Annotated in this window: 21 protein-coding genes, 1 tRNA gene and 1 pseudogene; 16 read left to right on the top strand and 7 right to left on the bottom strand. The window is 70.7% G+C overall.

The window, feature by feature from the left end:
- Window positions 1-24 precede the first annotated feature (24 nt).
- Complete coding sequence (locus QIY60_RS00115; RefSeq protein WP_283140488.1) at window positions 25-1,245, top strand: cytochrome P450; 1,221 nt, start codon at window positions 25-27, stop codon at window positions 1,243-1,245.
- Between the two features lie 305 nt (window positions 1,246-1,550).
- Window positions 1,551-2,360, top strand: coding sequence for a cobalt-precorrin-6A reductase (locus QIY60_RS00110; RefSeq protein ID WP_283140487.1), 810 nt, complete (start codon window positions 1,551-1,553; stop codon window positions 2,358-2,360).
- On the opposite strand, the gene cobF is transcribed toward QIY60_RS00110, so the two are convergent.
- Window positions 2,329-3,084 (bottom strand): precorrin-6A synthase (deacetylating), encoded by a 756-nt coding sequence (gene cobF / locus QIY60_RS00105; protein WP_283140486.1) that lies wholly within the window; start codon window positions 3,082-3,084, stop codon window positions 2,329-2,331. The two genes, QIY60_RS00110 and cobF, sit on opposite strands and share 32 nt — an antisense overlap.
- 81 nt (window positions 3,085-3,165) lie before the next feature.
- Here cobF and QIY60_RS00100 point away from each other — a divergent pair, with 81 nt between their 5' ends.
- The 3 genes from QIY60_RS00100 to QIY60_RS00090 are packed head-to-tail and all read left to right on the top strand — an operon-like array spanning window position 3,166 to window position 6,057.
- A complete protein-coding gene (locus QIY60_RS00100; RefSeq protein WP_283140485.1) occupies window positions 3,166-3,921 on the top strand; it encodes a (Fe-S)-binding protein in 756 nt (251 codons plus the stop codon).
- A gap of 55 nt (window positions 3,922-3,976) precedes the next feature.
- The gene (locus tag QIY60_RS00095; RefSeq protein ID WP_283140484.1) at window positions 3,977-5,395 is read left to right on the top strand and encodes a LutB/LldF family L-lactate oxidation iron-sulfur protein; all 1,419 of its coding nucleotides are present in this window, start codon (window positions 3,977-3,979) and stop codon (window positions 5,393-5,395) included.
- Complete coding sequence (locus QIY60_RS00090) at window positions 5,392-6,057, top strand: LUD domain-containing protein (protein ID WP_283140483.1); 666 nt, start codon at window positions 5,392-5,394, stop codon at window positions 6,055-6,057. The genes QIY60_RS00095 and QIY60_RS00090 overlap by 4 nt, the downstream gene beginning before the upstream one ends.
- 13 nt (window positions 6,058-6,070) lie before the next feature.
- Here QIY60_RS00090 and QIY60_RS00085 read toward each other — a convergent pair whose 3' ends face one another.
- Window positions 6,071-6,547: a DUF309 domain-containing protein gene (locus tag QIY60_RS00085; protein WP_283140482.1), complete on the bottom strand. Its 477-nt coding sequence runs from the start codon at window positions 6,545-6,547 to the stop codon at window positions 6,071-6,073.
- 106 nt (window positions 6,548-6,653) lie between these two features.
- On the opposite strand from QIY60_RS00085, the gene QIY60_RS00080 reads away from it, so the two are divergent.
- A tRNA-Pro gene (locus QIY60_RS00080) sits at window positions 6,654-6,727 on the top strand.
- A 34-nt stretch (window positions 6,728-6,761) separates the two neighbouring features.
- Here QIY60_RS00080 and QIY60_RS00075 read toward each other — a convergent pair.
- Window positions 6,762-8,159: a site-specific integrase gene (locus QIY60_RS00075; RefSeq protein WP_283140481.1), complete on the bottom strand. Its 1,398-nt coding sequence runs from the start codon at window positions 8,157-8,159 to the stop codon at window positions 6,762-6,764.
- A 762-nt stretch (window positions 8,160-8,921) separates the two neighbouring features.
- Between QIY60_RS00075 and QIY60_RS00070 the strand changes: the two genes are divergently transcribed.
- From QIY60_RS00070 to QIY60_RS00055, 4 genes are all read left to right on the top strand, one after another.
- Complete coding sequence (locus tag QIY60_RS00070) at window positions 8,922-9,530, top strand: hypothetical protein (RefSeq protein WP_283140480.1); 609 nt, start codon at window positions 8,922-8,924, stop codon at window positions 9,528-9,530.
- A gap of 13 nt (window positions 9,531-9,543) precedes the next feature.
- Window positions 9,544-10,884: a peroxidase gene (locus tag QIY60_RS00065; RefSeq protein WP_283140479.1), complete on the top strand. Its 1,341-nt coding sequence runs from the start codon at window positions 9,544-9,546 to the stop codon at window positions 10,882-10,884.
- Between the two features lie 28 nt (window positions 10,885-10,912).
- The gene (locus QIY60_RS00060; protein WP_283140478.1) at window positions 10,913-12,010 is read left to right on the top strand and encodes a catalase family protein; all 1,098 of its coding nucleotides are present in this window, start codon (window positions 10,913-10,915) and stop codon (window positions 12,008-12,010) included.
- Window positions 12,011-12,114: 104 nt separating this feature from the next.
- A complete protein-coding gene (locus tag QIY60_RS00055; RefSeq protein WP_283140477.1) occupies window positions 12,115-12,762 on the top strand; it encodes a TetR family transcriptional regulator in 648 nt (215 codons plus the stop codon).
- A 403-nt stretch (window positions 12,763-13,165) separates the two neighbouring features.
- Here QIY60_RS00055 and QIY60_RS00050 read toward each other — a convergent pair whose 3' ends face one another.
- Window positions 13,166-14,785, bottom strand: a complete 1,620-nt coding sequence (locus QIY60_RS00050) for an MFS transporter (RefSeq protein ID WP_283140476.1) — start codon at window positions 14,783-14,785, stop codon at window positions 13,166-13,168.
- A 629-nt stretch (window positions 14,786-15,414) separates the two neighbouring features.
- On the opposite strand from QIY60_RS00050, the gene QIY60_RS00045 reads away from it, so the two are divergent.
- Window positions 15,415-16,089: a DUF2993 domain-containing protein gene (locus tag QIY60_RS00045; protein WP_283140475.1), complete on the top strand. Its 675-nt coding sequence runs from the start codon at window positions 15,415-15,417 to the stop codon at window positions 16,087-16,089.
- Between the two features lie 23 nt (window positions 16,090-16,112).
- Here QIY60_RS00045 and QIY60_RS00040 read toward each other — a convergent pair whose 3' ends face one another.
- Window positions 16,113-16,748, bottom strand: coding sequence for a TetR/AcrR family transcriptional regulator (locus QIY60_RS00040; RefSeq protein WP_283140474.1), 636 nt, complete (start codon window positions 16,746-16,748; stop codon window positions 16,113-16,115).
- Between the two features lie 135 nt (window positions 16,749-16,883).
- On the opposite strand from QIY60_RS00040, the gene QIY60_RS00035 reads away from it, so the two are divergent.
- Genes QIY60_RS00035 through QIY60_RS00015 form a run of 5 tightly spaced genes read left to right on the top strand, consistent with a single transcriptional unit; the run spans window position 16,884 to window position 22,976 of the window.
- A complete protein-coding gene (locus QIY60_RS00035) occupies window positions 16,884-18,038 on the top strand; it encodes a VOC family protein (RefSeq protein WP_053788670.1) in 1,155 nt (384 codons plus the stop codon).
- A gap of 28 nt (window positions 18,039-18,066) precedes the next feature.
- Window positions 18,067-19,005 (top strand): fumarylacetoacetate hydrolase family protein, encoded by a 939-nt coding sequence (locus QIY60_RS00030; RefSeq protein WP_119094877.1) that lies wholly within the window; start codon window positions 18,067-18,069, stop codon window positions 19,003-19,005.
- Window positions 19,006-19,024: 19 nt separating this feature from the next.
- Window positions 19,025-20,656 (top strand): bifunctional 3-(3-hydroxy-phenyl)propionate/3-hydroxycinnamic acid hydroxylase, encoded by a 1,632-nt coding sequence (locus tag QIY60_RS00025; protein ID WP_283140473.1) that lies wholly within the window; start codon window positions 19,025-19,027, stop codon window positions 20,654-20,656.
- Window positions 20,653-22,626, top strand: coding sequence for an acetoacetate--CoA ligase (locus QIY60_RS00020; RefSeq protein ID WP_283140472.1), 1,974 nt, complete (start codon window positions 20,653-20,655; stop codon window positions 22,624-22,626). The genes QIY60_RS00025 and QIY60_RS00020 overlap by 4 nt, the downstream gene beginning before the upstream one ends.
- Window positions 22,623-22,976: a DoxX family protein gene (locus QIY60_RS00015; RefSeq protein ID WP_053788613.1), complete on the top strand. Its 354-nt coding sequence runs from the start codon at window positions 22,623-22,625 to the stop codon at window positions 22,974-22,976. The genes QIY60_RS00020 and QIY60_RS00015 overlap by 4 nt, the downstream gene beginning before the upstream one ends.
- A 445-nt stretch (window positions 22,977-23,421) precedes the next feature.
- Here the strand turns inward: QIY60_RS00015 and QIY60_RS00010 are convergent, their stop codons facing one another.
- Window positions 23,422-23,856, bottom strand: a complete 435-nt coding sequence (locus QIY60_RS00010) for a tyrosine-type recombinase/integrase (protein ID WP_283140471.1) — start codon at window positions 23,854-23,856, stop codon at window positions 23,422-23,424.
- A 606-nt stretch (window positions 23,857-24,462) separates the two neighbouring features.
- Window positions 24,463-25,308: pseudogene (locus QIY60_RS00005) on the bottom strand (IS5 family transposase); the annotation flags it as partial.
- Window positions 25,309-25,652 lie beyond the last annotated feature (344 nt).

Below are 25,652 nucleotides of genomic sequence, written 5' to 3'. Positions count from 1 at the left end.
ACCCGCTTCGTACACGATGAGCCTGTGGACAGGCATGAGCACGCACGGCTCGACGCGCTCCAGCGCGACCCCTATCCGCACTACGCGCGCGCCCGCCGCGCCGAGGGCCTGACCTTCGTCCCCGAGCTGGACGCCTGGCTGGTCGCGCGCGACGCCGACGTACGGGAAGTGCTGCGCCGCCCCGAGGCGTTCTCGTCGGCGAACGTGCTGCGCCCGGACGTGATCCCCGGCCCCGCCGTCCTCGCCGAGCTCGGCTCGGGCTTCGGCGGCCGCCCGGTCGTGGTCACCTCGGACGGCCCCCAGCACCAGCGGCTGCGCGCCCCCATCGTCCAGGGCCTCTCGGCCGCCCGGGTGGCCGCCGTACTCCCGTACGCCACCGAGCGCGCCACCGCCCTCGTCGAGGCCTTCGCGGCGCGGGGGCGGGCGGAGCTGATGGGGGAGTACGCGATGCTGCTCCCCGGGGACGTCATCGGGCGGCTGATCGGCCTGGACCCGGTGGACGTGCCGGTGGCGGTACGCGGCGGACACCGGGCGGAGGAACTGCTGTTCCGGCCACTGGAGGAGCCGGAGCAGATCGCGGCGGCGCGGGACGTGGTGACGATGCAGCAGCTGCTCGACACGTATCTGCGGGCGAGACGGGCCCGGCCGCGCGACGACCTCTGCACGGGCCTTCTCACGGCCCTCGTGCCCGGCACCGGCGAGCTGACCCTGGAGGAGCGCCACGAGCTGGTGGCGCACCTCCAGAACTTCCTCCTGGCGGGCCACCTGACGACGACGGCGCAGATAGGCGCGACGGTCCTCCACTTGCTGCGCCACCGCACGCAATGGGAACTGCTCTGCGAGAAACCGGAGTTGATCCCGGCGGCGATCGAGGAGGCGGTGCGTTACGACACGGCGCTGCAGGGTTTTCGCCGCATCACGACGCGCCCGGTGCTGCTGTCCGGGACCGAACTCCCCACGGGGGCGGCCGTCTTCGTGGCCTTCGGCTCGGCCAACCGCGACGCGCGCCGCCACGAGCGCCCCGACGCGTTCGACATCACCCGCCCGCCGTCCCGCCACCTGTCCTTCGGCCACGGCACCCACAGCTGCCCCGGCGCCAACCTGGCCCGAGAACAACTCCGCCTGACGATCCACCTCCTGACCACCCACTTCCCAGACCTGCGCCTGGCGACCCCGGACGCACCGGTTTCGATGCGCCCGACGCTGATCCATCGGGCGCCGGAGGTGTTGGAGGTGGTGTGGTGAGGGTTCGTCTGCGGGTCGGCTGTGGCTGGTCGCGCAGTTCCCCGCGCCCCTGAAAGTGCCGCTGCGCGGCAATCCCCTGGGCGCTCCGCAGGGGCGCATCCAGGGGCGCGGGGAACTGCGCGAGCAACCCAGCACGGCCCGCAGCCAAACAGGGGTCCGGGGCGTAGCCCCGAAAGCGGGGTGCAGGGGCCGCAGGCCCCGCAACGGGGTCCGGGGGCACAGCCCCCGGGAAACCCACCTCCACCCCTACCCACCCCCGGAGGGTTTAGGCGAAGGGGCGGGGTGGGGCAACTATCCTCGGCAACATGCCCGCCCCCCACGCCCTAATCCTCGGCGGCACCGCCGAAGCCCGAGCGCTGGCCACCGCCCTCACCGCCACCGGCATGCGCGTCACCACATCCCTCGCCGGCCGCGTGGCCGAACCCAGGGCGCTCCCGGGCGAGCTCAGAACCGGCGGGTTCGGCGGAGCCGAGGGCCTGGCCCGCTGGATGCGCGAGCACCACGTCACCGCACTCCTCGACGCCACCCACCCCTTCGCCCACCGCATCAGCGAGAACGCCGCCGAAGCGGCCCACCGCACCGGCACCCAGCTCATCGCGCTGCGCCGACCGGGCTGGACCCCCGCCCCCGGCGACCGCTGGCACAGCGTGCACACCCTGGCCGAGGCCGCCGCCCTGCTGCCCACCCTCGGCCGCCGGGTCTTTCTCACCACCGGCCGCCTCGGCCTCGGCGCCTTCGTCCCGCAGGGTGACGAGCACGTCCCCGACAAACACGCCTCCCAAGCCCCCCACCCCCTCCACGACCTCTGGTTCCTCATAAGGTCGGTCGAACCCCCCGCCCCCCCGACCCCCGCCCACTGCCAAGTCCTCCTCGCCCGAGGCCCCTTCACCCTTGAAGGCGAGCGCGAGCTCCTCCGCGAGCACCGCATCGACGTCCTCGTCACCAAGGACAGCGGCGGCCCCGCCACCGCCGCCAAACTCACCGCCGCCCGCGAGCTCGGGCTGCCGGTCGTGGTGGTGCGGCGGCCCGACCCGCCCGCCGGGGTGCGGACCGTCCCCGACGTACACACGCTGCTCGCGCTGCTCAGCCCCGCCGCAGCAGATACGTATCCATGATCCACCCCTTGCGCGCCCGCGCCCGCGCCCGCAGCTCCTCGATGCGGTCGGAGACGTCCGACAGGCGCCCCTGCACCAGGATCTCGTCGGGCGTGCCGACGTACGCACCCCAGTAGATGTACAGGTCCTGGTCGAGGTGGCGGGTGAAGGCCTGGCGCGCGTCCAGCATCACCACCACGTCGTCGACCCCCTCCGGCCAGCCCTCCGCGAGCCGCCGCCCGGTGGTGATCTGCACGGGCCGGGCCACCCGGTTCAGACCCGTCCGGTGCTTGGCCAGGAGCGCCGAGACGCTGCTGATGCCCGGCACCACCTCGTAGGCGAACTCCACCGCGCCCCGCTCCAGGATCTCCTCCAGGATGCCGAGCGTGGAGTCGTACAGCGCGGGGTCGCCCCACACCAGGAACGCCCCGCACTCGTCCTCGGCGAGATCGTCCACGATGAAGCGCTCGTAGAGGTCGGCCCGGCGGCGCCGCCAGTCGTCGACGGCGGGCGAGTAGTCCGATGTCTTGCGGTCCCGCTCCGGATCCCGCGCCTCGACGAGCCGGTACGGCCGACCGGTCACGTGCGCGTCGAGAATGTCCCTGCGCAGCCCGGTCAGATCGGACTTCTCCTCGCCCTTCTCCATGATGAAGAAGGCATCCGCCTTGTTCAGCGCCTTGACGGCCTGGAGCGTCAGATGGTCGGGGTCGCCCGCCCCGATGCCGATCACATAGATCTTTCTCACGGCCCCGAGTCTGCCGCATCCGTACCAGGGCGCGAACAGCGAGGCCTACCGGGGCCGGGGCCCACCGCCTATCCTCCGACCATGCGTGTCGCACTCTTCGTCACCTGCGTCAATGACGCGGTGTACCCGGCCACGGGCATCGCGACGGTGAGACTCCTCGAACGCCTGGGCGTGGAGGTCGACTTCCCGCCCGGCCAGACGTGCTGCGGACAGGCCCAGTTCAACACCGGCTACCGCCGGGAGACCGAGCCGCTGGTGCGCCGGATGGGTACGGTCTTCGAGGGGTACGACCACGTGGTCACCCCGTCCGGATCCTGCGCGGCGATGGTCCGCGACAACTACCCGCGCATCGCCCGCAAGGCGGCCGCCGAGGGCCGGGGCACGGAGCTCGGTGAGATCGCCGGATCGCTCGTCCCGCGCGTGTACGAGCTGTCGGAGTTCCTGGTCGACGTCCTCGGCGTCACGGACGTCGGCGCGTACTTCCCGCACACCGTCACGTATCACCCCTCCTGTCACGGTCTGCGCACGCTGGGGCTCGGGGAGCGGCCGCGCCGGCTCCTGGAGGCCGTCAAGGGCCTGGAGCTGCGCGAACTGCCCGGCGCCGAGGAGTGCTGCGGCTTCGGCGGCACCTTCGCCCTCAAGAACCCGCACGTGTCGGCGGCGATGGGCACCGACAAGGCGGACAGCGCGCTCAGCACCGGCGCCGAGGTCCTCTGCGGCGCCGACAGCTCCTGTCTGATGCACCTCGGCGGCATCCTCCGCCGCCGGGGCGACCCCCTGCGCCCCCTGCACCTCGCCGAGATCCTGGCCGGCACGGAAGCGGAGCCGTACGTATGACGGATGCCGTGCGTAGGAGAGATGCCGTGGATATGACAGATGCGGAGCCCCACCCATGAGCGGCACCTTCGTCGGCATGCCCGCCTTCCCCGATGCGGCCAGGGACGCGGTCGGCAACAGCACCCTGCGCGCCAACCTCCGGCACGCCACCCACGCCATCCGCGACAAACGCGCCAAAGCGGTCGCCGAGCTCGCCGACTGGCAGCAGCTGCGCGAGGCGGGCAAACAGATCAAGAACCACACCCTGCGCCATCTCGGCCGCTATCTGGTGCAGTTGGAGGAGTCCGTCGTACGGGCCGGGGGCACCGTCCACTGGGCCGCCGACGCCGACGAGGCCAACCGCATCGTCGCGGACCTGGTCAAGGCCACGGGCGAGCGCGAGGTCGTCAAGGTCAAGTCGATGGCCACACAGGAGATCGGCCTCAACGAGGCACTCGCCGCCGAGGGCATCTCCGCGTACGAGACCGACCTCGCCGAACTGATCGTGCAGCTCGGCCACGACCGTCCGTCCCACATCCTGGTCCCCGCGATCCACCGCAACCGGGGCGAGATCCGCGACATCTTCCGCGAGGAGATGGGGAGCTGGGGCCGCCCCGCCCCGGACGGTCTGACCGACAGCCCCGCCGAGCTGGCCGAGGCGGCGCGGCTGCACCTGCGCGAGAAGTTCCTGCGCGCCAAGGTCGGCGTCTCCGGCGCGAACTTCATGGTCGCCGAGACCGGCACCCTCGTCGTCCTCGAGTCCGAGGGCAACGGCCGGATGTGCCTGACCCTCCCCGAGACGCTGATCTCCGTCGTCGGCATCGAGAAGGTGATCCCCACCTGGCAGGACCTGGAGGTCTTCCTCCAGACGCTGCCGCGCTCCTCCACGGCCGAGCGGATGAACCCGTACACCAGCATGTGGACGGGCACCACGGACGGCGACGGCCCCTCCGTCTTCCACCTGGTCCTGCTGGACAACGGCCGCACCGACACGCTCGCCGACGAGGTCGGCCGCCAGGCGCTGCGCTGCATCCGCTGCTCGGCCTGCCTCAACGTCTGCCCGGTGTACGAACGGGCCGGCGGCCACGCGTACGGCTCGGTCTACCCCGGCCCCATCGGCGCCATCCTCAGCCCCCAACTCCGGGGCACCGCGAGCGAGATCGACGCCTCGCTGCCGTACGCCTCCTCGCTCTGCGGGGCGTGTTACGAGGTGTGCCCGGTCGCGATCGACATCCCCGAGGTGCTGGTCCATCTGCGCGAGCGCGTGGCGGACCGGGGCGGCAAGGGGCACCGCCTGGAGAAGGCGGCGATGAAGGCGGCGAGTTGGGCGATGGACCGGCCCGCGGTGATGGCGGCGGCCGAACGCGCGGCGACCCGGACGCGCCGACTGCACCCGAAGAAGGTGCCGGGCGCGGCAGCGTGGACGGACAGCCGCGAGCTGCCGGAGCTGCCGGAGAAGTCGTTCCGCGACTGGTGGAAGGGGGAGGGCCGATGACGGGGCCGGTCCAGAGCGCAAGGGGTGCGGGTGGGAGCTCCCGCGACCGCATCCTGGCCCGCGTCCGCACGGCCGTGGCCGACGCCCGCGAGGCCCCCGAGGTGACCCGCGACTACCTGACCGCCCACACCCCGGACGACCCCGCCGCCGTACTCGACCTGCTGCACGAGAACCTGGCGGAGTACCGGGCGCTCGTCCACCGCACGGACGCCGAGGGCCTGCCCGCGCTCCTGGCGCGGCTGCTCGCCGACCACGGCTCGTCGACGGTCCTGGTCCCGCCCGGGCTGCCCTTGGAGTGGCTGGGCGAGGCCGGTCCCGTACGCGTCCAGGACCGGTCCGCATCCACCGCGGCCGAACTGGACACCGTGGACAGCGTCGTCACGGGGTGCGCCCTCGCCATCGCCGAGACGGGCACGATCGTCCTGGACGGCGGCCCCGACCAGGGCCGGCGCCGCATCACGCTCGTCCCCGACCACCACATCTGCGTCGTACGGGCGCCGGAACAGGTCGTGGTGTCGGTGCCCCAGGCGATGGCGCGCCTCGACCCGACCCGCCCGCTGACCTGGATCTCGGGCCCGTCCGCGACGAGCGACATCGAGCTGGACCGGGTGGAGGGGGTGCACGGCCCGCGCACGCTGGAGGTGGTCCTGGTCAGCGGCTGAGCCGAGGGGCGGCTTACCGGGTCAGCCTCGGCGCCTCGGCCCGTGCGTCCACCGGCCCCGGCAGCCGCTCGGCCAGCTCCCGCGCCCACGCCATGAGCCCGGCCAGGTCGACCCCGTACACCGGTATCCCCACATACCGTCCCAACGAGTCGGCGCCCCGCGCGAGCAGCGCGGCGCCGCCCTTGGCGTTGCCGCGTGCGGCGTGGGTGAGCCCGACGGAGAGTTGGGCGAGCCCCCGCCACAGCTCGCGCTCGCTCTGAGGCCCCGACTTCCAGGCGTCCTCGAACACCTCGTGCGCGTGGAACGGCATCCCCGCGTCCAGCAGTCGCTGCGCCTCCCGCACGGTCTCGTCCGGAGTGCGCACCACCCCCTCCGGCTGCCGCTCCACCCCGGGCACCCCGTACGGCAACGGCCGCCCGAGCCCGTCCCTGGGCCGCGCGTTGCGCGCCCGCCCCTCGGCATCCCGATCCCGCCGCGAAGAAGTCTCCATGCGCCCATTGTCCCCCGCCGCCGCTCCCCGTACCGGAACACGGCCGCGAGTGCGGTATGGTTCTCATGCACGACCGGCCAGGGGAAACCCCAGGTCAGACGGGCAACGGGACGTGGCGCAGCTTGGTAGCGCACTTGACTGGGGGTCAAGGGGTCGCAGGTTCAAATCCTGTCGTCCCGACTCTGCTTCATGCAGGTCGGAGGCCGTTCTCTCGCTAATGAGAGGGCGGCCTTTTGTGTGTCCGGGGGCGTGGTGGTCGCAGTGTGGTCGCATGTCCGGTCTGTGGCTGGTCGGCCGTAGTGCTGAAGGCCGGTGGTGCGGGGGAGCGGAGTCGGCGGACAACCTCGCGGAGCCGGTGGATGTGGTCGCGTGGTGGTCGCAGCCACGCCGCGTGGCTCGTTTGGTGGTTGGCCTTTTCGGCTCCGGTGAGGGTGTGGTCGATGGTGTCGACGGCTTCGCGGGCTGCCTGCTGGGTGAGGTGGCTGTAGACGTTGGCGGTGGTCGACAGGGTGGAGTGCCGCAGGGTCTTGGAGACGACGGTGAGCGGCACGCCGGCGGTGATGGTGATCGTGGCGGCCAGGTGGCGCAGGTCGTGCACCGTGATCCTAGGCACGCCCGCTTCGGCGGAGAGCTGGTGGAGTCGGTCCAAGACCTGGTGTGGCCCGAGCGGACGGCCGTCGGGGCGGCAGAAGACGAGTCCGGCGAACGGATCGTCAGGATCTCTGCACGTACGGGGTGTTGATAGTGCGTGGTGCCGTAGGGCGGTGGCGACGCGGGGTGAGATGGCGATCCAGCCGCGGCTGGATCGGGTCTTGGGTGTGGTGATGACGAGGCGGTTGTTGTCGATGGCTGAGAGGGTGCAGCGTACGTAGAGGACGCCTTCGGGCAGGTGGACGTCGTCCCAGTGGAGGCCGAGGGCTTCGCCCTTGCGCATGCCGGTGCCGATGAGCACCTCGAACAGGTCGGCCATCTCGGGATCGGCCTGATGGCAGTACACGAGGAAGCGGGCGGCTTCCTGCGCCGTCCAGATGCGTCGCTCCGGGGACGGTGGGCGGCGCAGGACGGGGGGACTGGCCGGGTTGTGGGGGAGGCGGTGCTGCCTGACGGCGTCGCCGAGGGCGCTGGAGAGGGTGGCAAGGCACCGGTAGAGGGTGGTTTCGCCGCGGCCGGCGGCGAGCTGGCAGGTGACGTAGGCCGAGATGTGCCGGTGGGCGAGTTGGTCGAGCTTGAGGGTGCCGAAGGCCGGGATGAGGTCGTTGCGGACGTAGTCGCGGTAGCGGGCCATTGTGGTCGGCTTCAGCACGAGGGCCTTCGCGGCCAGCCAGGTGTTGAGGTAGGCAGCGACGGTCTGGCTCGGGTCGGCGTTGTATCCGCCGGCCTCGCCCTCGAGGAACCGGCCCAGGGCCTGCTCGGCGGAGTCTTGGGTGGGGAATCCGCCTCGGCGGACGGTGGTGCGGTGGTGGTCTGGGGTGGGGACGTCGACGGCGAAGTTCCAGGTGCCGTGCTGGCTGTCGGTGGTCAGGTGGGGGCAGTGGGTGCCGAGCTGGTGGTGCTGGGGGTCTCGACAGCCGCAGCGGCGGTAGATCCGGCCGCGGCCGGCGCTGGCACGCATGGGGATCGCCTCCGGGAGGCGGGAACGGGGGGGGGTCTTCCAGCGTGCGACCACAAGCGACCACCATGCCGCCCGAAGGTGCGTGACCAGGGCGTTTCCCTTGTTGGCGCGCCAAGGGGCCTATCCGGGAGCGTGGCAGCAGATTCTTCGTCTGCTGTTGGTACAGCAGCCGCACCCATGCTGACCTGCGGAAATCGCGGCAGGCGAGGGCTCTCTGGTGAGGAATGGTCCGGATCTTGGTCCTGGTTGATCCCAGGCGGAGAAGCCGGCGCGGGATGGGAAGTTCCGGGAGCCGTCCATGTCCTGCATCCCGTGCGCTCGCCAGCCGGACCGGGGCTGTGGTCGTCCTACCGCCAAGGTGCCTGGACGCGCTGCGCCTGTTGTTGTCCGGAGGCGGCGTCTGCGCGTGCCATGGACAAGGGGGCGGGGGAGCCGCCCGGTGGCCGGCATCGACGTCACGTGCTGGGCGTCCTTGATGCCAGCACGTCGGCGGCAACGCCGAGGTTCTGGCGGCCGCTGAACCTTGAGAAGGTGCCCCGTGTAGTTCATGCGAGTGGCGCGTTGACAAAGCACGCGCACAAACTGATGATGTAATCAGTTGTGCGGAGATACTCAAACTTGCCTCGCATCGCCGCGCCTCATGTGGCGAAGTGGCTGATTCGCGACTTATGTGAAAACCCTCACGATCCTATTGATGCGGCTCTGCCGAGTCGCCGTACAGCGTCGGCCGGCGGTCGACGCCGGACCACAAGGAGAGGTGCCATGAGCGAGACCGATCTGCAAGCGAAGTTCCAGAAGCTGCCCGAGGCCGTCCGTGAGCGCGTCGAGTCGACGCTGGCGGACGCGAAGATCGCGCTCAAGCTCCGCGTTGCCGAGTTGCTGGCCGACAAGGAGGAGATGGCCGAGCATGCCGTCACCACCGCCGGCCGAATCGGAGCCAAGAGCGGTGAGGTGTCCGAGCTGACCACGATCCTGCCGCTGAAACCGAACGGCGCCGAACGCCTGCGGAAGTTCTTCAAGCTGGTCGGTGGGAATCTTGCGGGCGCCGGTCAGGTCGGCACGCTGCACAACATGCGCTTCGTGTTCCTCGACAACGACACTAAGCTGCTGTTCGCGACCGCCTTCGACGGCGAGTGGGACCCCTACATCGACGACTTCGCCACCAAGATCCCCGACTTCATGGACTACCTGTTCACCAACGTGGAGGGCTGGCCCGGCATCACCTCGCCCGACGTGAAGGACTTCATCGTCAAGTACCAGATCCCGGCGGAAGCGTGGTTCGTCGCCCATCCCAACCTCACCGTCGCGAAAGCCCACCGGCTCAAGCGGCAGGATGCCGCGGTGCAGCGCTTCCTGTCGGACCTCAACTGAGGGCAGGCGCACCATGCCTTCCCCGCTGTTCCGGCGGCTGCGCCGGCCCCCGACCCTGGATCTCGACGACATCCAGGCGACTCTGCTGTGGGCCCGGCCTGAGCCCTACTTCGGTACCCACGCGATCCTGGAGATCACCGAGCCCGCGGCGGGCAGGGAACTGCTGCGCAGACTGGCTCCGCGGGTGACCTCGGCGGCCCGCTGGGACGAACCGCAGCCGTCCTGGCTGGCCCTCGCCCTCAGCTATCAGGGACTGGTGGCGCTGGGCGTGCCGGAGACATCACTGGCCTCCTTCCCCGCCAACTTCCGTGCCGGAATGGGCGCCCGCGCCGAGCGGCTGCGCGACACCGGCGTGAACGCGCCCAAGAACTGGGAGTTCCCCTTCGGTACGTCGCGCGTGCACGTCGCCGTCACGGTGTACGCCGCGAGCGAGGACGACTGGCGTGCCGAAGTCGCCGCCTACGAGAAGGAGTTGGGTGAGGTTCCGGGTGTGCGGCTGCTGTCCCACCAGGACTTCGCGGCCGACGGGTTCAATGTGTTCGGCTACCGGGACGGCTTCAGTCAGCCGGTGGTCGAGGGCAGCGGCGCCGAACCGCTGCCCGGCGACGGGCGCCCGATCAAGGCGGGCGAGTTCGTGCTCGGGTACCCGAGCGAGACAGGCGTCCCGCTGCCCGTTCCGGCTCCGGACGTCCTCGGCCGCAACGGCACCTACGTGGTCTTCCGCAAGTACCACTCCCACGTCGCCGCCTTCAACAAGTGGCTGCACGACAACGCCCGTACAGAAGCCGAACGCGAGCTGCTGGCCGCCAAGCTCGTCGGCCGCTGGCGCAGCGGCGCACCCCTGGCCCTGGCCCCCGAGCGCGACGATCCCGCGATCGGCGAGGACCCGAGTCGGATCAACGACTTCGACTATTCCGCCGACCCACGCGGACTGCGCACACCGCTGGGCTCCCACATCCGCCGGATGAACCCGCGCGACACCAAGCTGACAGTTCTCACCGACGTCAACATCCGCCGGGTCATCCGCCGCGGTACCTCCTACGGCACCCCACTGCCCCCGGACCGGCTCAAGGATGACGGCAAGCAGCGCGGCCTGGACTTCATCGCCCTCGGCGCCCGTGCGATCGACAACGTCGAGTTCCTGCAGAGCGAGTGGGTCGGTTCCGGCAACTTCATGGGCCTGGGCAAAGAGAAGGACCCGATGATCTCCCTGCAGGACAAGGGCGCCTATTTCACCGTGCCCGGCACCCCGCCCCGCAGGGTGCAGAACATCCAGTCCTTCAACACCCTGCTCGGCGGCGAGTACTTCTTCATGCCCAGCCTTTCAGCCATCCGCTGGCTCGGCAGCATCTGACCCCCTCACCCTCGCGCGGAGGCCACCCATGACCACACCCCACACGTACGTCAAGTACCGCCCCGACCTCGAACAGCCCTTCCCTGACGAGGAGGAGCTGATCCGCCAGGTCGTCGAGGCCATGGGCAAGGCCAACCAGCAAGTTGCCGACAAACACCGGCACGGCCTGCGCGACGCCCACGCCAAGAGCCACGGCGTCCTCGCCGGCGAACTGCGTATCCAGGCCAGCCTCCCCGCCCACCTGGCCCAGGGTCTCTTCGCCGAACAGGCAACCTACCCGGTGATCGTCCGCTTCTCCTCCGCCCCCGGCGACCTGCGCTCCGACCAGGTGCCCGTCCAGCGCGGCATCGCTATCAAGGTGATCGGCGCGCCCGACCCCCGAGCCCTCGACGACGGCCACACCACCCAGGACTTCCTCCTCGTCAACCACCCCACCCTTCCCTTCGGCAACATCGCCGAGTACGCCAAACTCCAGGACCTCCTGGAAAAGCAGCCCCGCCAGAGCGACCAGCAGCTCCAACTCACCGGGCTGGCCGCCCGCGCCGCCGCCAAGGCACTCACCCGCGTGGGACGCCCGCTCCCACCGGCCGTCGAGACCCTGGCCGCCGCCAACCACCACATCCTCGGCGAGACCTTCCACTCCATGGCCGCGCTGCGCTACGGCGACCACGTCGCCAAGATCTCGGCCGCGCCGCGCTCCGCGAACGTGCGGGCCCTGACCGGCCGGCCTGTCGAGAAGAAGGCCGGCGAGTCGGCGCTGCGCGACCTCGTCGTCGACTTCTTCGCGCACAACAGCGCCGAGTACGACATCCGCGCCCAGCTGTGCACGGACATCGACCGCATGCCCGTGGAGGACGCGTCGATCCTCTGGCCCGAGGAACTGTCACCCCACGAAGTCGTGGCCGTGCTCCACCTGCCCGCCCAGGATGCCTACAGCGACGCCCGCCGCCGCTACGCGGACGACGTCCTGTCCTTCAGCCCCTGGCACGCCCTTGAGACCCACCGTCCGCTGGGCTCGATCATGCGCTCCCGCCGCGCCGCCTATCCCAGCTCCAGCGACTTCCGCCACCGGCTCAACGGGATCGACCCCCAGGAGCCGGCGAGCATCAAGGAGCTTCCCGCCTGATCAGGCAGGCCAATCCGCCGATGCGGCCTCGGATCGGGCCGGGACTCACGTGTCAGAATGGAAGTGCCCGTTCTTCGTCCGGTTTTCATCATCGAGGTTCATCCGTGTCCCAGCCCGTTGGCCGTGTGCCGCAGCGACGCAATGCACGGTCCAACCGGGCGCGCATCCTGGCCACCGCGCGCCAGGAGCTCGGACGGAACCCCGACACCACTTTGGAGGAGCTGGCTCGCGCCTCCGGTGTCGTCCGGCGCACTCTTTTCGGGCACTTCCCCGGACGGGCGGCGCTCCTGGAGGCGCTGGCCGAGGAGGCCGCCGAGGCTCTCCAGGCCGCCGCAGCGGCTGGAGTGAAGGCGACCGAGCCGGCCGAGCGGGCGCTCGCGCGCTTCTCGTTGTCGATGTGGCCGGCGGGCGACCGGTACCGGATGCTCCTGGCGCTGGCCCAGCGGGACCTGGGCATGGAACGGGTCACCGAGATCCTCGAGCCCGCCCGCGTCAAGGTCACCGCCATTCTGGAACGGGGGCAGCGGGACGGCGTCTTCCACTCCCACCTGCCGCCCGCGGTCATGGGTGCCGGCCTGGAAGCGATGACGGTCGCCCTGCTGGAAGAGGTCAACACCGGCGCGCTGGAGGACGACGGGACGCGTACAGCCGTCGCCACGCTCATCGCGGCCGGTGTGCCGGAGAAGCAGGCACGCCTCGTGGTCGATGACGTGGCCGCCGCGATCGCGGCGGAAGCCGTCGCCGATAGCTGAGTCGCAGCCAGCTGTTGGTGCAGAGGTGGAACAGACCCCGGTGCGAGGGCATCGGGGTCTTGGCACGTGTGCCCCGCCTCCGACGTTGTGGTGACGTCGAGCCCCGCGGCGCTGGAAAGCGAGGTCGCGGCGGCGGCACCGGGGGGCGTCGCCACCGAGGACGCGAGCGACGAGTCGTCGGACGACGGGACACCGGCCGGGGACAAGACGGTTGACGACACTACGACGACATCGTCGTCGACGACCGGCCCGGCATCAACAAAAAGGGACGGTGCCGGGTGTCCCCTCCCGGCACCGTCCAGGGTCGTGCGCCGCTCAGGCACGGCCCGTTCTGGGTGGAGGAGGCCGGATCGGGCTTCCGGCCTCCGGTCGGCGGTCATGGGTCGCGCCGAACCTGTGGGGCTCAGACGGCGCCCACGGTTTCGCTCTCGGCCGCTGCTTCCGCCGCCGCCGATTCCTCCTGGCGGTGCTTCCCGGTGGCCTTGCGGCCGGGCAGCACGGCAATGACGATCAGGGTGCCGGCGCCCATGATGATCGCGCCGATGAGGCTGGTGTGCGCGATGGCGTGGGCGAAGGACTCGTGCACCGCCTCGATCAGGGTCTGAGCCTGCTGGGGGCCACCGCCCGGGGTCTTGGCGATGTGCTCGGCGACCGCGAGGCCGCCGCCCACTGAGTCCTTGGCGGTGTCCATCGCCTCGGCCGGGAGGCGACCGCCGACCATGTCGGTCAGCTTGTCCTTGTAGGACGTGGCGAGGAGCGAGCCGAGCACGGCGATACCCAATGCGCAGCCGAGTTCCAGCGCCGTGTCGTTGGCGCCGCCGCCGACGCCCAGCTCGGACTCGGGGAAGGAGCCCATGATGGTGTCGGTGGCCGGGGACAGGCTCAGGCCGATCGCGAAGCCGAGCATCAGCAGGGGCGTCAGGAAGTCCGAGTACGTTGAGCCCGACTCGATCTGCGTGAGCAGGAAGACGCCCGCCGTGCCGATCACCATGCCGGCGCCCACGACCAGCTTCACGCCCAGCTTCGGGGACAGCTTGCCGGTGACCGCGGCGCCGACGAAGACGGCTCCGGCCAGCGGCAGAAGGCGTATGCCGGTCGCCAGGGCGTTGTACTCGAGAACGAACTGCAGGAACTGGGTGGAGTAGTAGATCGAACCGAAGGTGCCGAAGAAGAAGAACAGCACCGCGAGCATCGAGCCGCTGAAGGGGCGCTCCTTGAACTTGCGCACGTCCAGCATCGGGTTCGGATGCTTCAACTCCCAGGCCACGAAGGCCGCCAGGCCGACAGCGGCGACGACGGCCGCACTGATCGGGCCGGCGCCCCAACCGAAGTGCGGGCCCTCGATGGTCGCGTAGACCAGGCTGCCGATGAAGACGATCGAGAGCAGACCGCCGACGTAGTCGATCCGGCCCATGACCTCCGCCTTGGACGGCGGCACCAGGAGCAGTGCTCCGATGACGCCGAGGACCGCCAGCGGGACGTTCATGAGAAAGGTGGAGCCCCAGGCGTGCTCCTCCAGCAGCCAGCCGGCGGCCACCGGGCCGGCGGCGATGGCGAGACCGGACGTGGCGCTCCAGGCCGTGATGGCCTTGGCGCGCTCCGCCCTGGGGAAGATCGCGACCAGCAGCGAAAGGGTGGCCGGCATGACGACGGCGGCACCGACGCCCATGGTCGCGCGGGCGATGATGACCAGGTCGGTCTCGTGGACCAGGCCGCCCATCACCGAACCGCCCGCGAAGATCAGCAGGCCCAGGACGAGTGCGCCGCGGCGGCTGTATTTGTCGCCGATCGCGCCCAGGACGAGCATCAGCGCGGCGTACGGGACGGTGTAGCCGTCGATGACCCACTGGAGGTCACTGCTGGACAGCCCTAGATCCTTCGAGAGGTCCGGCGCGGCGACGACGAGCGACGTGTTCGCCATGACCACGATCAGCAGGCTCAGGCAGAGCACCAGCAGGGCCCACCAGCGCCGTGGATAGGGCACGGTCATCTTCTCGGCGGGTGTGTTCGCAATGAGCGGCATCGAAAACTCCTTGGCAGGAGGCGAAGCGGAGGCTTCGGGGTTCGCAGATGGGGTGTGAAGGGCGGACGCGGCCGTGGACCGGCGGGGCACCGGGGGCAGTTAATTGCCCACTCGTGTGCAGATTAGTTTATTGCCCATCGCTGTGCAACTATCGGGTCCATGCCCCATCGACCGGCGGCTCCGACATGACCCGCGCGCACGTCACCGACGCTTCAGGGCGCAACCGGACCCGCGCTCGCGGAGGGCCCTGCACAGGCGCTCCGGTAGGCATTCGCGGCGCCGGGGGCTCCCGCGTGGGACGCCGTCACCGCGCTGGCGCGCTTCGCCCTCCCGCGTGACGCGGCGGCGTCGATCACCGCGCGGGGCAACGGCCGCAGACGCGCCGCGACCGCCGCTCTGATCGCGATGGGCTGGACGGCGACCGCGCCGTCACCTGCGTCCGAGGGCTCGGGCCGGCGCATGCGCCCTTGGCGCCCAGCTCTCCGACGCACATTCCGAGCACTCTTCGGAGAGGACACTCCGTGTACCAGTCCCAGCCCGATGACGAACTCGTCGGTGAGCCCCGCTACAGCGGCGCCGCCGTATGCGCGAGCCCCCCGGCCCCGAGGAGGCGGCGCCGAATCATCGCCGTGTCCCTCGTGTCGTTGCTGATCGGTGGCGTCGCTGTCGACCGGGTCGCCGCAGCCCGTGCGGAGAGCCGTATGGCAAAGGTGTTCCAGGACGGCATGGGAACCGCGGAGCGGCCTTCGGTGCACGTCAGGGGCTTCCCCGTGCTGACACAGCTGGCTGAGGGCAGCCTGAGTCACGTCGACCTCACTGCCCACGACATACCTGCCGACGGCTCGACCCGGCCCCTGCCGGTGACGAAGCTGTCGGTCGGCCTCGACGGTCTGAGGACCTCGGGGAGCGCCGACGAGTCCCATGCCCGCAGGGTCGAGGCGACCGCGTTCCTGTCGTACGAGGACGTGTCGGCCGCGCTCGGCGTGAGCCTGTCGCGAGGTGACGACCCGGGCCGGATCAACGCGACGGCCAGTCTGCCGCTCGCCGGCGACGTGACCGTGAGTGCGGCAGTCTCGGCGGCGAAGGGCGACCGCATAGCCTTCACGGACGTCCGTACGGTCCAGGGTGAGCTGATCCCGCCCCTGAAGGCGCTGCTCGACAAGGCCCTGGAAGAGCCCGTCCCGCTGGAGAACGTCCCCAAGGGGCTGCACCTACGCTCGGTCACCACCACGGAGAACGGGATCGACGCCCGCGTCACCGGCCACTCGGTCACCTTCCGTCCGAGCTCGTCGTCCACCGCGTAGAGGGAGCGGACGCCGGGGATCGGTCAGGCGAGGTCGGGGAGGGGGCGCCGGGCGACCTCGTGGGCGTCGTCCGGCGGGACGCCCAGCATGCGCAGGACCATCTCGGCGAGGTTCACCGCGGCATCGTCGCCGTCCACATCGGGCCGGGCGAATCGCAGCTCCACCAGGGATAGCAGGGTCCCGCCCAGGGCAGACAAGGCGACCACCGGGTCGACGGCGGTGAAGCGGCCGGAGGCCATGCCCACCTCGACGTCCCGCAGCGCCCGCCGGGCCAGGCCGTTGTCCGAGTGGATGTGGCCCAGGCCCCGGCGGCGCAGCACCTGCATCAGCTCCGGGTGCGACTCGGCCATGCGGGCGCTGAGCCGGAAGCCCGTCGAGACGAGCTCCGCGGGGTCGTCGATCCCGGCCAAGCGCTCGTCGAAGGTCTGGCCGAACTCCTCCAGCGCGTCCCGCACCGCGGCCTCGAACAGCTCCGTCTTCGAGTCGAAGTGGTTGTAGAACGAGCCGAAGCCGACGTCGGCGCGCTCGGCGATCACCTGGATGCTGACGCTGGTGTCCCCGGTCTCGGCGAGTATCTGGCGGGCCGCGCGGACGAGAGCTCCGCGGGTCTCGGCGCGACGCCGCTCGAATCGGTTGCTGGGCGGGGCTGACGTAGGCATACGCAAAGTCTAACCGCGGAGACGATGACGATCGCAGTCCTGATGAATTCATCATTTCCTGCTGCGAACGCCTTGACGACAGAACTGTCACACTTGATGATTTCCTCATTACGGCAATGTTGCTTGGAGGACACCATGTCCGAAACCCGCATCAACGCAGTCGGCGTCCCGGACGTCAAAACGGCCCATCAGGACCTCCACAGCGCGCAGGGCGCCCTGCGCGGCGAGCATCCCGGGCGCTCCCGCAACCCCCTGATCAAGGTGGCCGACCTGGCATGGCTGGAGTTCGAGAAGCGCGACCTGGACCGGGCCGAGGTCTTCGCCCGGGACTTCGGCTTCGGTATCGCCGCCCGGAGCGAGAGCGAGCTGTGGCTGCGGGGCACCTTCGCCGGCTCGCCGTGCATGGTGATCCGGCGCGGCCGGACCTCCCGTTTCATCGGCCCGGCGTTCCGCGCCGCCGAGCGGGCCGACCTGGACCGGCTGGCCCGAGCCACGGGCACGTCCGTACGGGACGCGGACGTTCCCGGCGGCGGCAAGGCGGTCGACCTGCTCGACCCCTCCGGCTTCCCGGTCCGGGTCGTGCACTGCGCGGAGGAACTGCCGGCGCTGCCCGAGCAGCAGCCGCTGCTGCTCAACTTCGGCACCAATCACCGTCGCACGAACGTCACCCAGCGCCCGCCGCGTGAACCCTCCCGCATCCAGCGTCTGGGCCATGTGGTCCTGGAGACGCGGGTGTTCGGGCGTGCCCTCGACTGGTACCTGGACACCCTCGGGATGATCGTGTCCGACTTCCTGTTCCTGGACGGCCAGCGCGGCCGTGGCCCGACGATGGCGTTCATCCGCTGTGACCAGGGCAGCCGGGCCGTTGACCACCACACGCTGGCCATGCACCTGGGCCCGGGCAACGGCTACGTCCACTCCGCCTACCAGGTGACCGACCTCGACTCGATCGCCACCGGCGGCGAGTACCTGGCCGAGCGCGGCTACCAGCGCAGCTGGGGGATCGGCCGGCACATCCAGGGCAGCCAGCTCTTCGACTACTGGCGCGACCCCGACCGCTTCATGCTGGAGCACTTCGCCGACGGCGACCTGTTCTCCTGCGACCTGGAGCCCGGCTGGGCACCCATGTCGACCACCGGCCTCGCCCAGTGGGGACCTCCTGCCACCCGCGACTTCCTCGGCGCGAGCCCCTCCCCTCAGCGGGTCCGTGACGTCATCGAAGCCCTGCGAGGCGACAACGAGATGGACCCGGCACGCCTGCTGGGCCTGCTCAAAGCCGCCAAGTCCTGAACCCCAACCCCCTCACGAAGGTACTGATATGAGCACCAACGTCCTGCGCACCGCCGACGGATGGTGGGTCCTCCGCGGCGACCGGGCCGTCCCCGTCGACACCAAGGCCGCCACCACCGCCGAGCTGATCGCCGACCGGGCGGCCGTGCACGAGGCCGCCCTCTCCGGGGAGGCGGGCACGCCCTTCGCCGACCTGGTCGCCCTCTCGCCGGTCACCACCCCCTGCCGGGTGGTCGCCCAGATGGTCAACTACCGCAGCCACGCCCGCGACTCGGGCTTCACCGGCGACATCCCGCCCGCCTTCTTCCGCAAGGCGTCCGGGTCGGTGAGTGGCCCGGGCGAGGCGATCGTCCGGCCGTCGCACGTGAAGTTCCTCGACTACGAGATCGAACTCGGGCTCGTCATGGGCGCACCCCTGCCCGTCGGCACTGTCGTCGAGGAGCGGGACCTGCCCTCGTACGTCGCCGGACTGGTGATCACGAACGACGTCAGCGCCCGTGACGTGCAGCTCACCAAGACGCAGTTCTACGAGAGCAAGTCCTACCCGACCTTCACACCGACCGGCCCCTACCTGGCGCTGCTGGAGCCCGAGGACTTCGCCCACCTCCTCGATCTGCGGCTGCGGCTGTCGGTCAACGGCGAGCTGCGTCAGGACCGCACCCTCGCCGACATGATCGTCCGCCCGGCACAGGCGCTGACCTTGCTGGCCCGCTTCCAGACCCTCGACCCCGGCGACCTGCTGCTCACCGGGACCCCCGGCGGCACGGCCCTCAAGGCCCCGCCCAAGGCCGTCGAGAAGATCGGCGCGCTGCTGCCGCCCGCCGTGAAGTGGAAGGCGTTCTTCAAGAGCCAGGCCCGTAACCCGCACTACCTGCACACGGGTGACGTGATCACGGCGACGATCTCGACCGCGGACGGGCGGATCGACCTCGGCGAGCAGCGCACTCCCGTCACGGACGCGAAGTAAGACCCGAGGTGAGCCGCACATGACCGCCGACCAGGCCGGACCCCGGGACACCACACCCGCTCCCGCACCCGGGCCCGCACAGACAGACCCCGCACCCGTCGTGATCATCGGCGCCGGGCCGGTGGGCGTGACCGCCGCCCTCCTCCTCGCCCGGCGCGGTATCCGCACCGTCATCCTGGAACGCCACCAGGACCTCTACCCGCTCCCGCGTGCCGTCGCCACCGACGACGAGGTGCGCCGCATCCTCCAGGCCGCGGGCGTGGGCGAGGAGTTCGACGCGATCGCCCGCCCCGCGAAAGGACTTCGGCTGCTGGATGCCCGGCACCGGGTCATGGCCGAGTTCCGGCGCTCCGAGCACGGCCATCACGGCTACCCGCAGACCAGCATGTTCGACCAGCCCGAGCTGGAACGACTGCTGCGCGACGCCCTCGCCCGCAGCCCGGAGTGCGAACTGCGGGGCGGTATCGAGGTCACCGGCGTCGGCCCGGACACCACCGGCCCCGTTCGGGTGACCTACCGCGACGACGACGGTGAGCACCATCTGTGGGCCGAGGCGGTCCTCGGCTGCGACGGCGCGGGCAGCCTCACCCGCGACGCGATCGGCGCCGCATGGGAGGACCTGCGCTTCGAGGAACGCTGGACCGTCATCGACGTCCGCACGAAGGCCGACGTCCGCTGCTGGGAAGGCGTCGACCAGGTCTGCGACCCGCACCGGCCGGCGACGTTCATGCGCGTCGGTGAGGACCGCTACCGCTGGGAGTTCCGGCTGCAAGACGGGCAGCAACCGGTCCGCGAACTGATCGCCCCGTGGCTGTCGCCCTCGTACGACGGGGACTTCGAAGTCGTACGGGAGACGCAGTACACCTTCCGGGCGCGGGTGGCCGACCGGTGGCGCAGCGGACGGGTCTTGCTCCTCGGCGACGCCGCCCACCTCACCCCGCCGTTCATCGGGCAGGGGCTGTGCTCGGGCCTGCGTGATGCCCACAACCTCACCTGGAAACTGGCCCGCGTCCTGGGCCAGGGCGGCGACGAACGGCTGCTGGACACCTACGAGAGCGAGCGCAAGCCACACGCGCGGCACGCGATCCGGCTCGCGGTCGCCATGGGCTGGGCCATGACCGGCGGCCAGGACGGCGCCGCCGCACTGCGCCGCAGGATCCTGGCCGCGGCCTGCCGCATACCCGGCCTCTCGGCGGCGGCGGGCCGCGACCTCAGCCCACCCCTAGCCGCCGGGCCCCTCGTCCGGCGCCGTATGCGCAGGAGCCTCGTGGGCACCCACTGCCCGCAACCATGGGTGGTGGGACTCGACGGCCGGCGCTCCCGTCTCGACGAACTGCTCGGCGACACCTTCAGCGTCCTGACCGCCGCCGAACCCTGGCCCTCGCTGCGCGCCCTCGCCCACGGGCTCGGCGTCCCGGCGATCCCCGTCACCGACCTCCGTGACGACGGCACCCTCACTGCCTGGCTGCGCGCCGGCCGGGCGGACGCCGTCCTGCTCCGCCCCGACCGCGTCGTCATGGACATCGTCCCAGCCGGGGGCCACGGCTTCACGGACACCGTCGCCTGGGCCTCTCTCCTGCACACCACGCGCAGCCCCCACCCTTCCCCACGGACCGTCGAGAAAAGCCTGCTGAGGAGCGCCACACGATGACCAGGCCGTACCCGGAACCCTTCACGACGCCCGATCCGCAGGCCGTCGCCGACAGCCGCATTACGGACTTCGCCCGCCACTCGGGTCTCGACGGCACCGACTACGCCGCCCTGCACCACTGGTCGGTCACCGACCTGGAAGGCTTCTGGGGCGCGGTGTGGGACTACTTCGACATCGACGCGGACTCCCCGTACGACCAGGTGCTGGCCGAGGAGCGGATGCCGGGCGCCCGCTGGTTCCCGGGCGCCACCCTCAACTACACCCACCACGCCCTGCGCAACCTCACCGACGACACCGTGGCGATCATCGCCCTCGACGAGACCGGCTCCAGCCACGAGGTGACCGGCAACCGGCTGCGCGCCCAGGTCGCTTCCGTCGCCGCCACCCTGCGCGACCTGGGCGTCGGCAAGGGGGACCGGGTCGTCGGCTACCTCCCCAACACCCCGCACGCAATCGTCGCGTTTCTCGCCGCCGCGAGCCTGGGCGCGGTGTGGTCGGTCTGCGGGCAGGACTACGCCCCCAAGGCCGCCGCCGACCGCTTCGCCCAGCTCGAACCCACCGTCCTGATCTCCGCCGACGGCTACCTCTTCAACGGCACCACCCACGACCGCCGCGAGGCCGCCCTCGAACTCGCCGGCGCGCTGCCGACGCTGAAGGCCGCGCTGCTGGTGGACCACGTGGGCCTGCCGTGGCCGTCACACGCATACCCGTCACTGGTGGTGCCGTGGGAGGACGCCGCCACCCGCACCGAGGAACTCACCTGCACGCCGGTGCCGTTCGACCACCCGCTGTGGGTCGTGTTCTCCTCGGGCACCACCGGCCTGCCCAAGGGCATCGTCCACGGCCACGGCGGCGTCCTGCTCGAACACCTCAAAACCCTCGGACTGCACTCCGACCTCGGTCCCGGCGACCGCCTCCTGTGGTACACCACCACCCACTGGATGATGTGGAACCTGGTCGCCTCCACGCTGCTCACCGGCGCCACCACGTGCACCTACGACGGCAGTCCGGCGCCCTGTGCCAAGCTCGACGTCCTGTGGGAGCTGGCCGCGCGCCACCGGGTGACCGTCTTCGGCACCAGCCCCCAGTACCTGCTGGGCATGGCCAAGTACGGCATCGACCCCTCGGCGCACGACCTGTCGTCGATCCGCGTAGTCGGCTGCACCGGCTCCGCCCTGCCGGCCTCCGCCTACCCCTGGGTCCGCCACCACGTCGGCGACCACGTCCTGCTCGCGTCCATCAGCGGCGGCACGGACGTCGTCTCCGGATTCGCCGGCAGCGCCCCCAACACACCGGTCTGGGCGGGAGAGCTCTCAGCACCCCACCTGGGCGTGGCCCTGGCCGCGTACGACGCCGAGGGCGTCCCGATCGTGGACCAGGTCGGGGAGCTGGTCGTCACCCGCCCGATGCCGTCCATGCCGCTGTACTTCTGGAACGACCCCGACGGCGCCCGCTACCGCGACGCCTACTTCTCCTCCCACCCCGGCGTGTGGCGCCACGGCGACTGGATCACCCTCACCTCTCACGGCTCGGTGGTCGTCCACGGCCGCTCCGACAGCACGCTCAACCGCAACGGCGTACGCCTGGGCAGCGCCGACATCCACGACGTCGTCGAACGCCTCCCCGAGATCACCGAGGCCCTCGTCATCGGCGCGGAAGAACCCGACGGCGGCTACTGGATGCCGCTGTTCGTGGTCCTCGCTGTCGACGCGACCCTGGACGACCCGCTCCGCGAGAAGATCAAGGAGGCGATCCGGACCGGCGCCTCACCCCGCCACGTCCCCGACGAGATCCTCGAAGTCCCCGGCATCCCGCACACCCGCACCGGCAAGAAACTCGAAGTCCCCGTCAAACGCCTCCTCCAGGGCGCCCCGGTCGAGCAGGTCGTCAATCCGGCAGCCGTGGACGCCCCCGACCTCATCGACTACTTCGCCCAGATGGGCGCCGAGCGCCGGGGCCGGTCGACATGACAGCCGCGCAGATCACCCTCGCTGCCCTCCTGACCCTGGTCTTCCTGCCACTGGGAGCGGCGAAGATCGCCGCGGTGCCGTTCATGCGCCGGGCGGCAGCACACCTCGGCATGCCGCCGGGCCTCTACCGCCTCGTCGGCACCCTGGAAGTGGCCGGAGCCCTCGGACTGGTACTCGGACTGGCTTCCACCCCACTCGGGATGGCCGCCGCGATCGGGCTGGCGCTGCTGATGACCGGGGCCGCCGTGGCCCACCTGCGCCACGGCGACCCGCCCGTGCGTGCCCTGCCCGCCGTCGTCCTTGCCCTGACGGCGGTGGCGTACGCCGGAGTGGCGATCGGTACCGGCTGACGGCCCACAGCGGGGCGGCCCGTTGACGCCTTCTCGCATTCACGGTTCTCCTGTCCGCAGCGCTCGGAGCGCGGAGACGGTCCTTTCCCCGGCAGCTCCTGCGGCCACGGCGGCACCGGTATCCGCCGGCGCCGCTCGGCAGGCTGCCCCTCCGCGCTTCGAGATCGTGACCCAGCAGGTGGCGAGTGTCACAATTGAGGAAGGTTGCTCCCGTCTCGTCGGGGAGTCTTCCGGCAGTGGAGGTGCGCCTGGTTGGGGACCACATGGGGACCAGCAACGCCGCATGCTGGTGCACGGCAGGTGCGTTCACGCACGTTAGTCGCCCTCAAATAGCGGCACATGTCCCAATTGTGGCCCCGACGCAGCCATCTGGGGGTCAAGGGGTCGCAGGTTCAAATCCTGTCGTCCCGACTCTGCTTCGCGCAGGTCGGAGGCCGTTCTCTCGCTAATGAGAGGGCCGCCTTTTGTGTGTCCGGGGGCGTGGTGGTCGCAGTGTGGTCGCATGTCCGGTCTGTGGCTGATCGGCCGTAGTGCTGAAGGCCGGTGGCGCGGGGGAGCGGAGTCGGCGGACAACCTCGCGGAGCCGGTGGATGTGGTTGCGTGGTGGTCGCAGCCACGTCGTGCGGCTTGTTTGGTGGCTGGTCTTCTCGGCTCCGGTGAGGGTGTGGTCGATGGTGTCGACGGCTTCTCGGGCTGCCTGTTGGGTGAGGTGGCTGTAGATGTTGGCGGTGGTCGACAGGGTGGAGTGCCGCAGGGTCTTGGAGACGACGGTGAGCGGCACGCCGGCGGTGATGGTGATCGTGGCCGCGAGGTGGCGCAGGTCGTGGACGGTAATCCTGGGGACAGCGGCTTCGGCGGAGAGCTGGTGGGGGCGGTCCAAGACTTGGTGTGGTCCGAGCGGTCGGCCGTCGAGGAGGCAGAAGACGAGTCCGGCGAACGGGTCGTCAGGATCACCGCGTGTACGGAGCGTTGTTTGTGCCCGGTGCCCGGTGCCCGGTGCCCGGTGCCCGGTGCCCGGTGCCCGGTGCCCGGTGCCCGGTGCCCGGTGCCCGGTGCCCGGTGCCGGAGGGCGGTGGCGACGTGGGGTGAGATGGCGACCCAGCCGCGGCTTGATCGGGTCTTGGGTGTGGTGATGACGAGGCGGTTGTTGTCGATGGCGGAGAGCCCGGGAGAAGAAGGCCCGGGAAGAGGTAGCACGACTTGAAGAGGAGGCCGCTCGGGTGCAGGCCGCGCTCGAAGCAGCCCAGGCCGCGCTCGTCCGGCTGGCCGGTGCCCGCGTCACGGTGGCCGAGGTCCTGGCCGAGGAGCCCGCCAGGGACAACGGTCCGGCCCGGGGTGCGGTTTCCGGTTCGGTGGTGCCGCCACGCGCCGCGAGCATGGGTATGGAGGTCCTCGCGGTGGAGTATCAGCAGATCCTGGCGGTGCTCACCGGGCCGGAGGCGGCCGAGGGGATGTGGGGGAAGCCGATCACGCTGCGGCTGGGCGGTCAGGTGACGCCGGCCAGGATCGAGGGCGTGCGTTCGCGGGTCAAGCGTCTGGTTGCGCGGGGCTGGGCCATCGAGGTCCGGCCGAACGTGTTCAACCGCGGCGGTGCAGGCGATGTCGGCCGTCTCGGGATGAAGGCGCCTGGGCGGCGTACGGCCAGGCGGGCGGACATGAGCATGGTCATGGACCACAGCGCCATGGCCTTGTGCATGGCAGGCAGGGTCTCGTAGTCGCGCACCAGACGGCGCGAGCGGATCAGCCAGCTCAGCGTCCTCCCCACCACCCACCTCCTCGGCAGCACCACGAACCCCGCGGTGTCGTCGGAGCGTTCGACGATGTCGAGCGTGAGCCGGATTTTCTCCCTGGTCCAGCCGATGAGGCTTCCGGGATAGCCGCCGTCCGCCCAGACCAGGCGGATCGAGAAGTACCTCTGCCGCAGCCGCTCGAGCAGCGGGACGGCGGCATCGCGGTCCTGCCCGCTCGCCGCGGTCACCCGCACCACCAGGATCAGGCCGAGGCAGTCCACCACCAGGTGCCGCTTGCGGCCGCCCACCTTCTTACCGCCGTCCCATCCCGACGTTGACCTGGTGATATTCGCCGCCACCCGCACCGACTGCGAGCCGATGACCGCCGCGGTCGGGTCGATCTCGCGGCCCTCCTTCCGCTGGACGTGGTCGCGCAGCCGGTCGTGGAGCTCGGCGAGCAGTCCCGTCAGCTGCCAGCGGCGGGCGAAGGCGTGCACGCGTCGGTACGGCGGGAAGTCACGGGGCAGGTTCGCCCACTTCACGCCGTTGTCGACCACGTAGCGGACCGCATCCAGCATCACGCGGTGGCAATAGCCCTCGGGCCGGCCGCCCCGCCCCTGAAGTCATCCCGGGATGGGCAGCGCCGCCCGCACCACCTGCCATTCCGCCTTCGTCATGTCCGAGCCGTAACACGGGGTACGGTCCGGGCGGTCGGCACCACTACCGAACCTGTGCGCGAGACAATCGCACAACGGCACGCGGGAGTTGGACGCGACGGACGCGGGCACGCAAAACTGCGACAACGGGGCTTCCTCGGTGCTTGATCTTCGCAACTCCGAGCTGCCGAGGCGCCCTGCCTTCATGCGCTGGCACCGCAGCGATCACCCGATCAGGAACCCAGTTCGGCTGATCAAGCCCACCGATCGGTATGCGGATGTCTTCTGAG

Source organism: Streptomyces sp. BPTC-684 (assembly GCF_030028635.1).
In the GTDB taxonomy this organism is placed as follows: Bacteria; Actinomycetota; Actinomycetes; order Streptomycetales; family Streptomycetaceae; genus Streptomyces; species Streptomyces noboritoensis.
The sequence above is the reverse complement of the archived record's forward strand: the minus strand, read 5'-3'. Positions and strand labels throughout refer to the sequence as shown.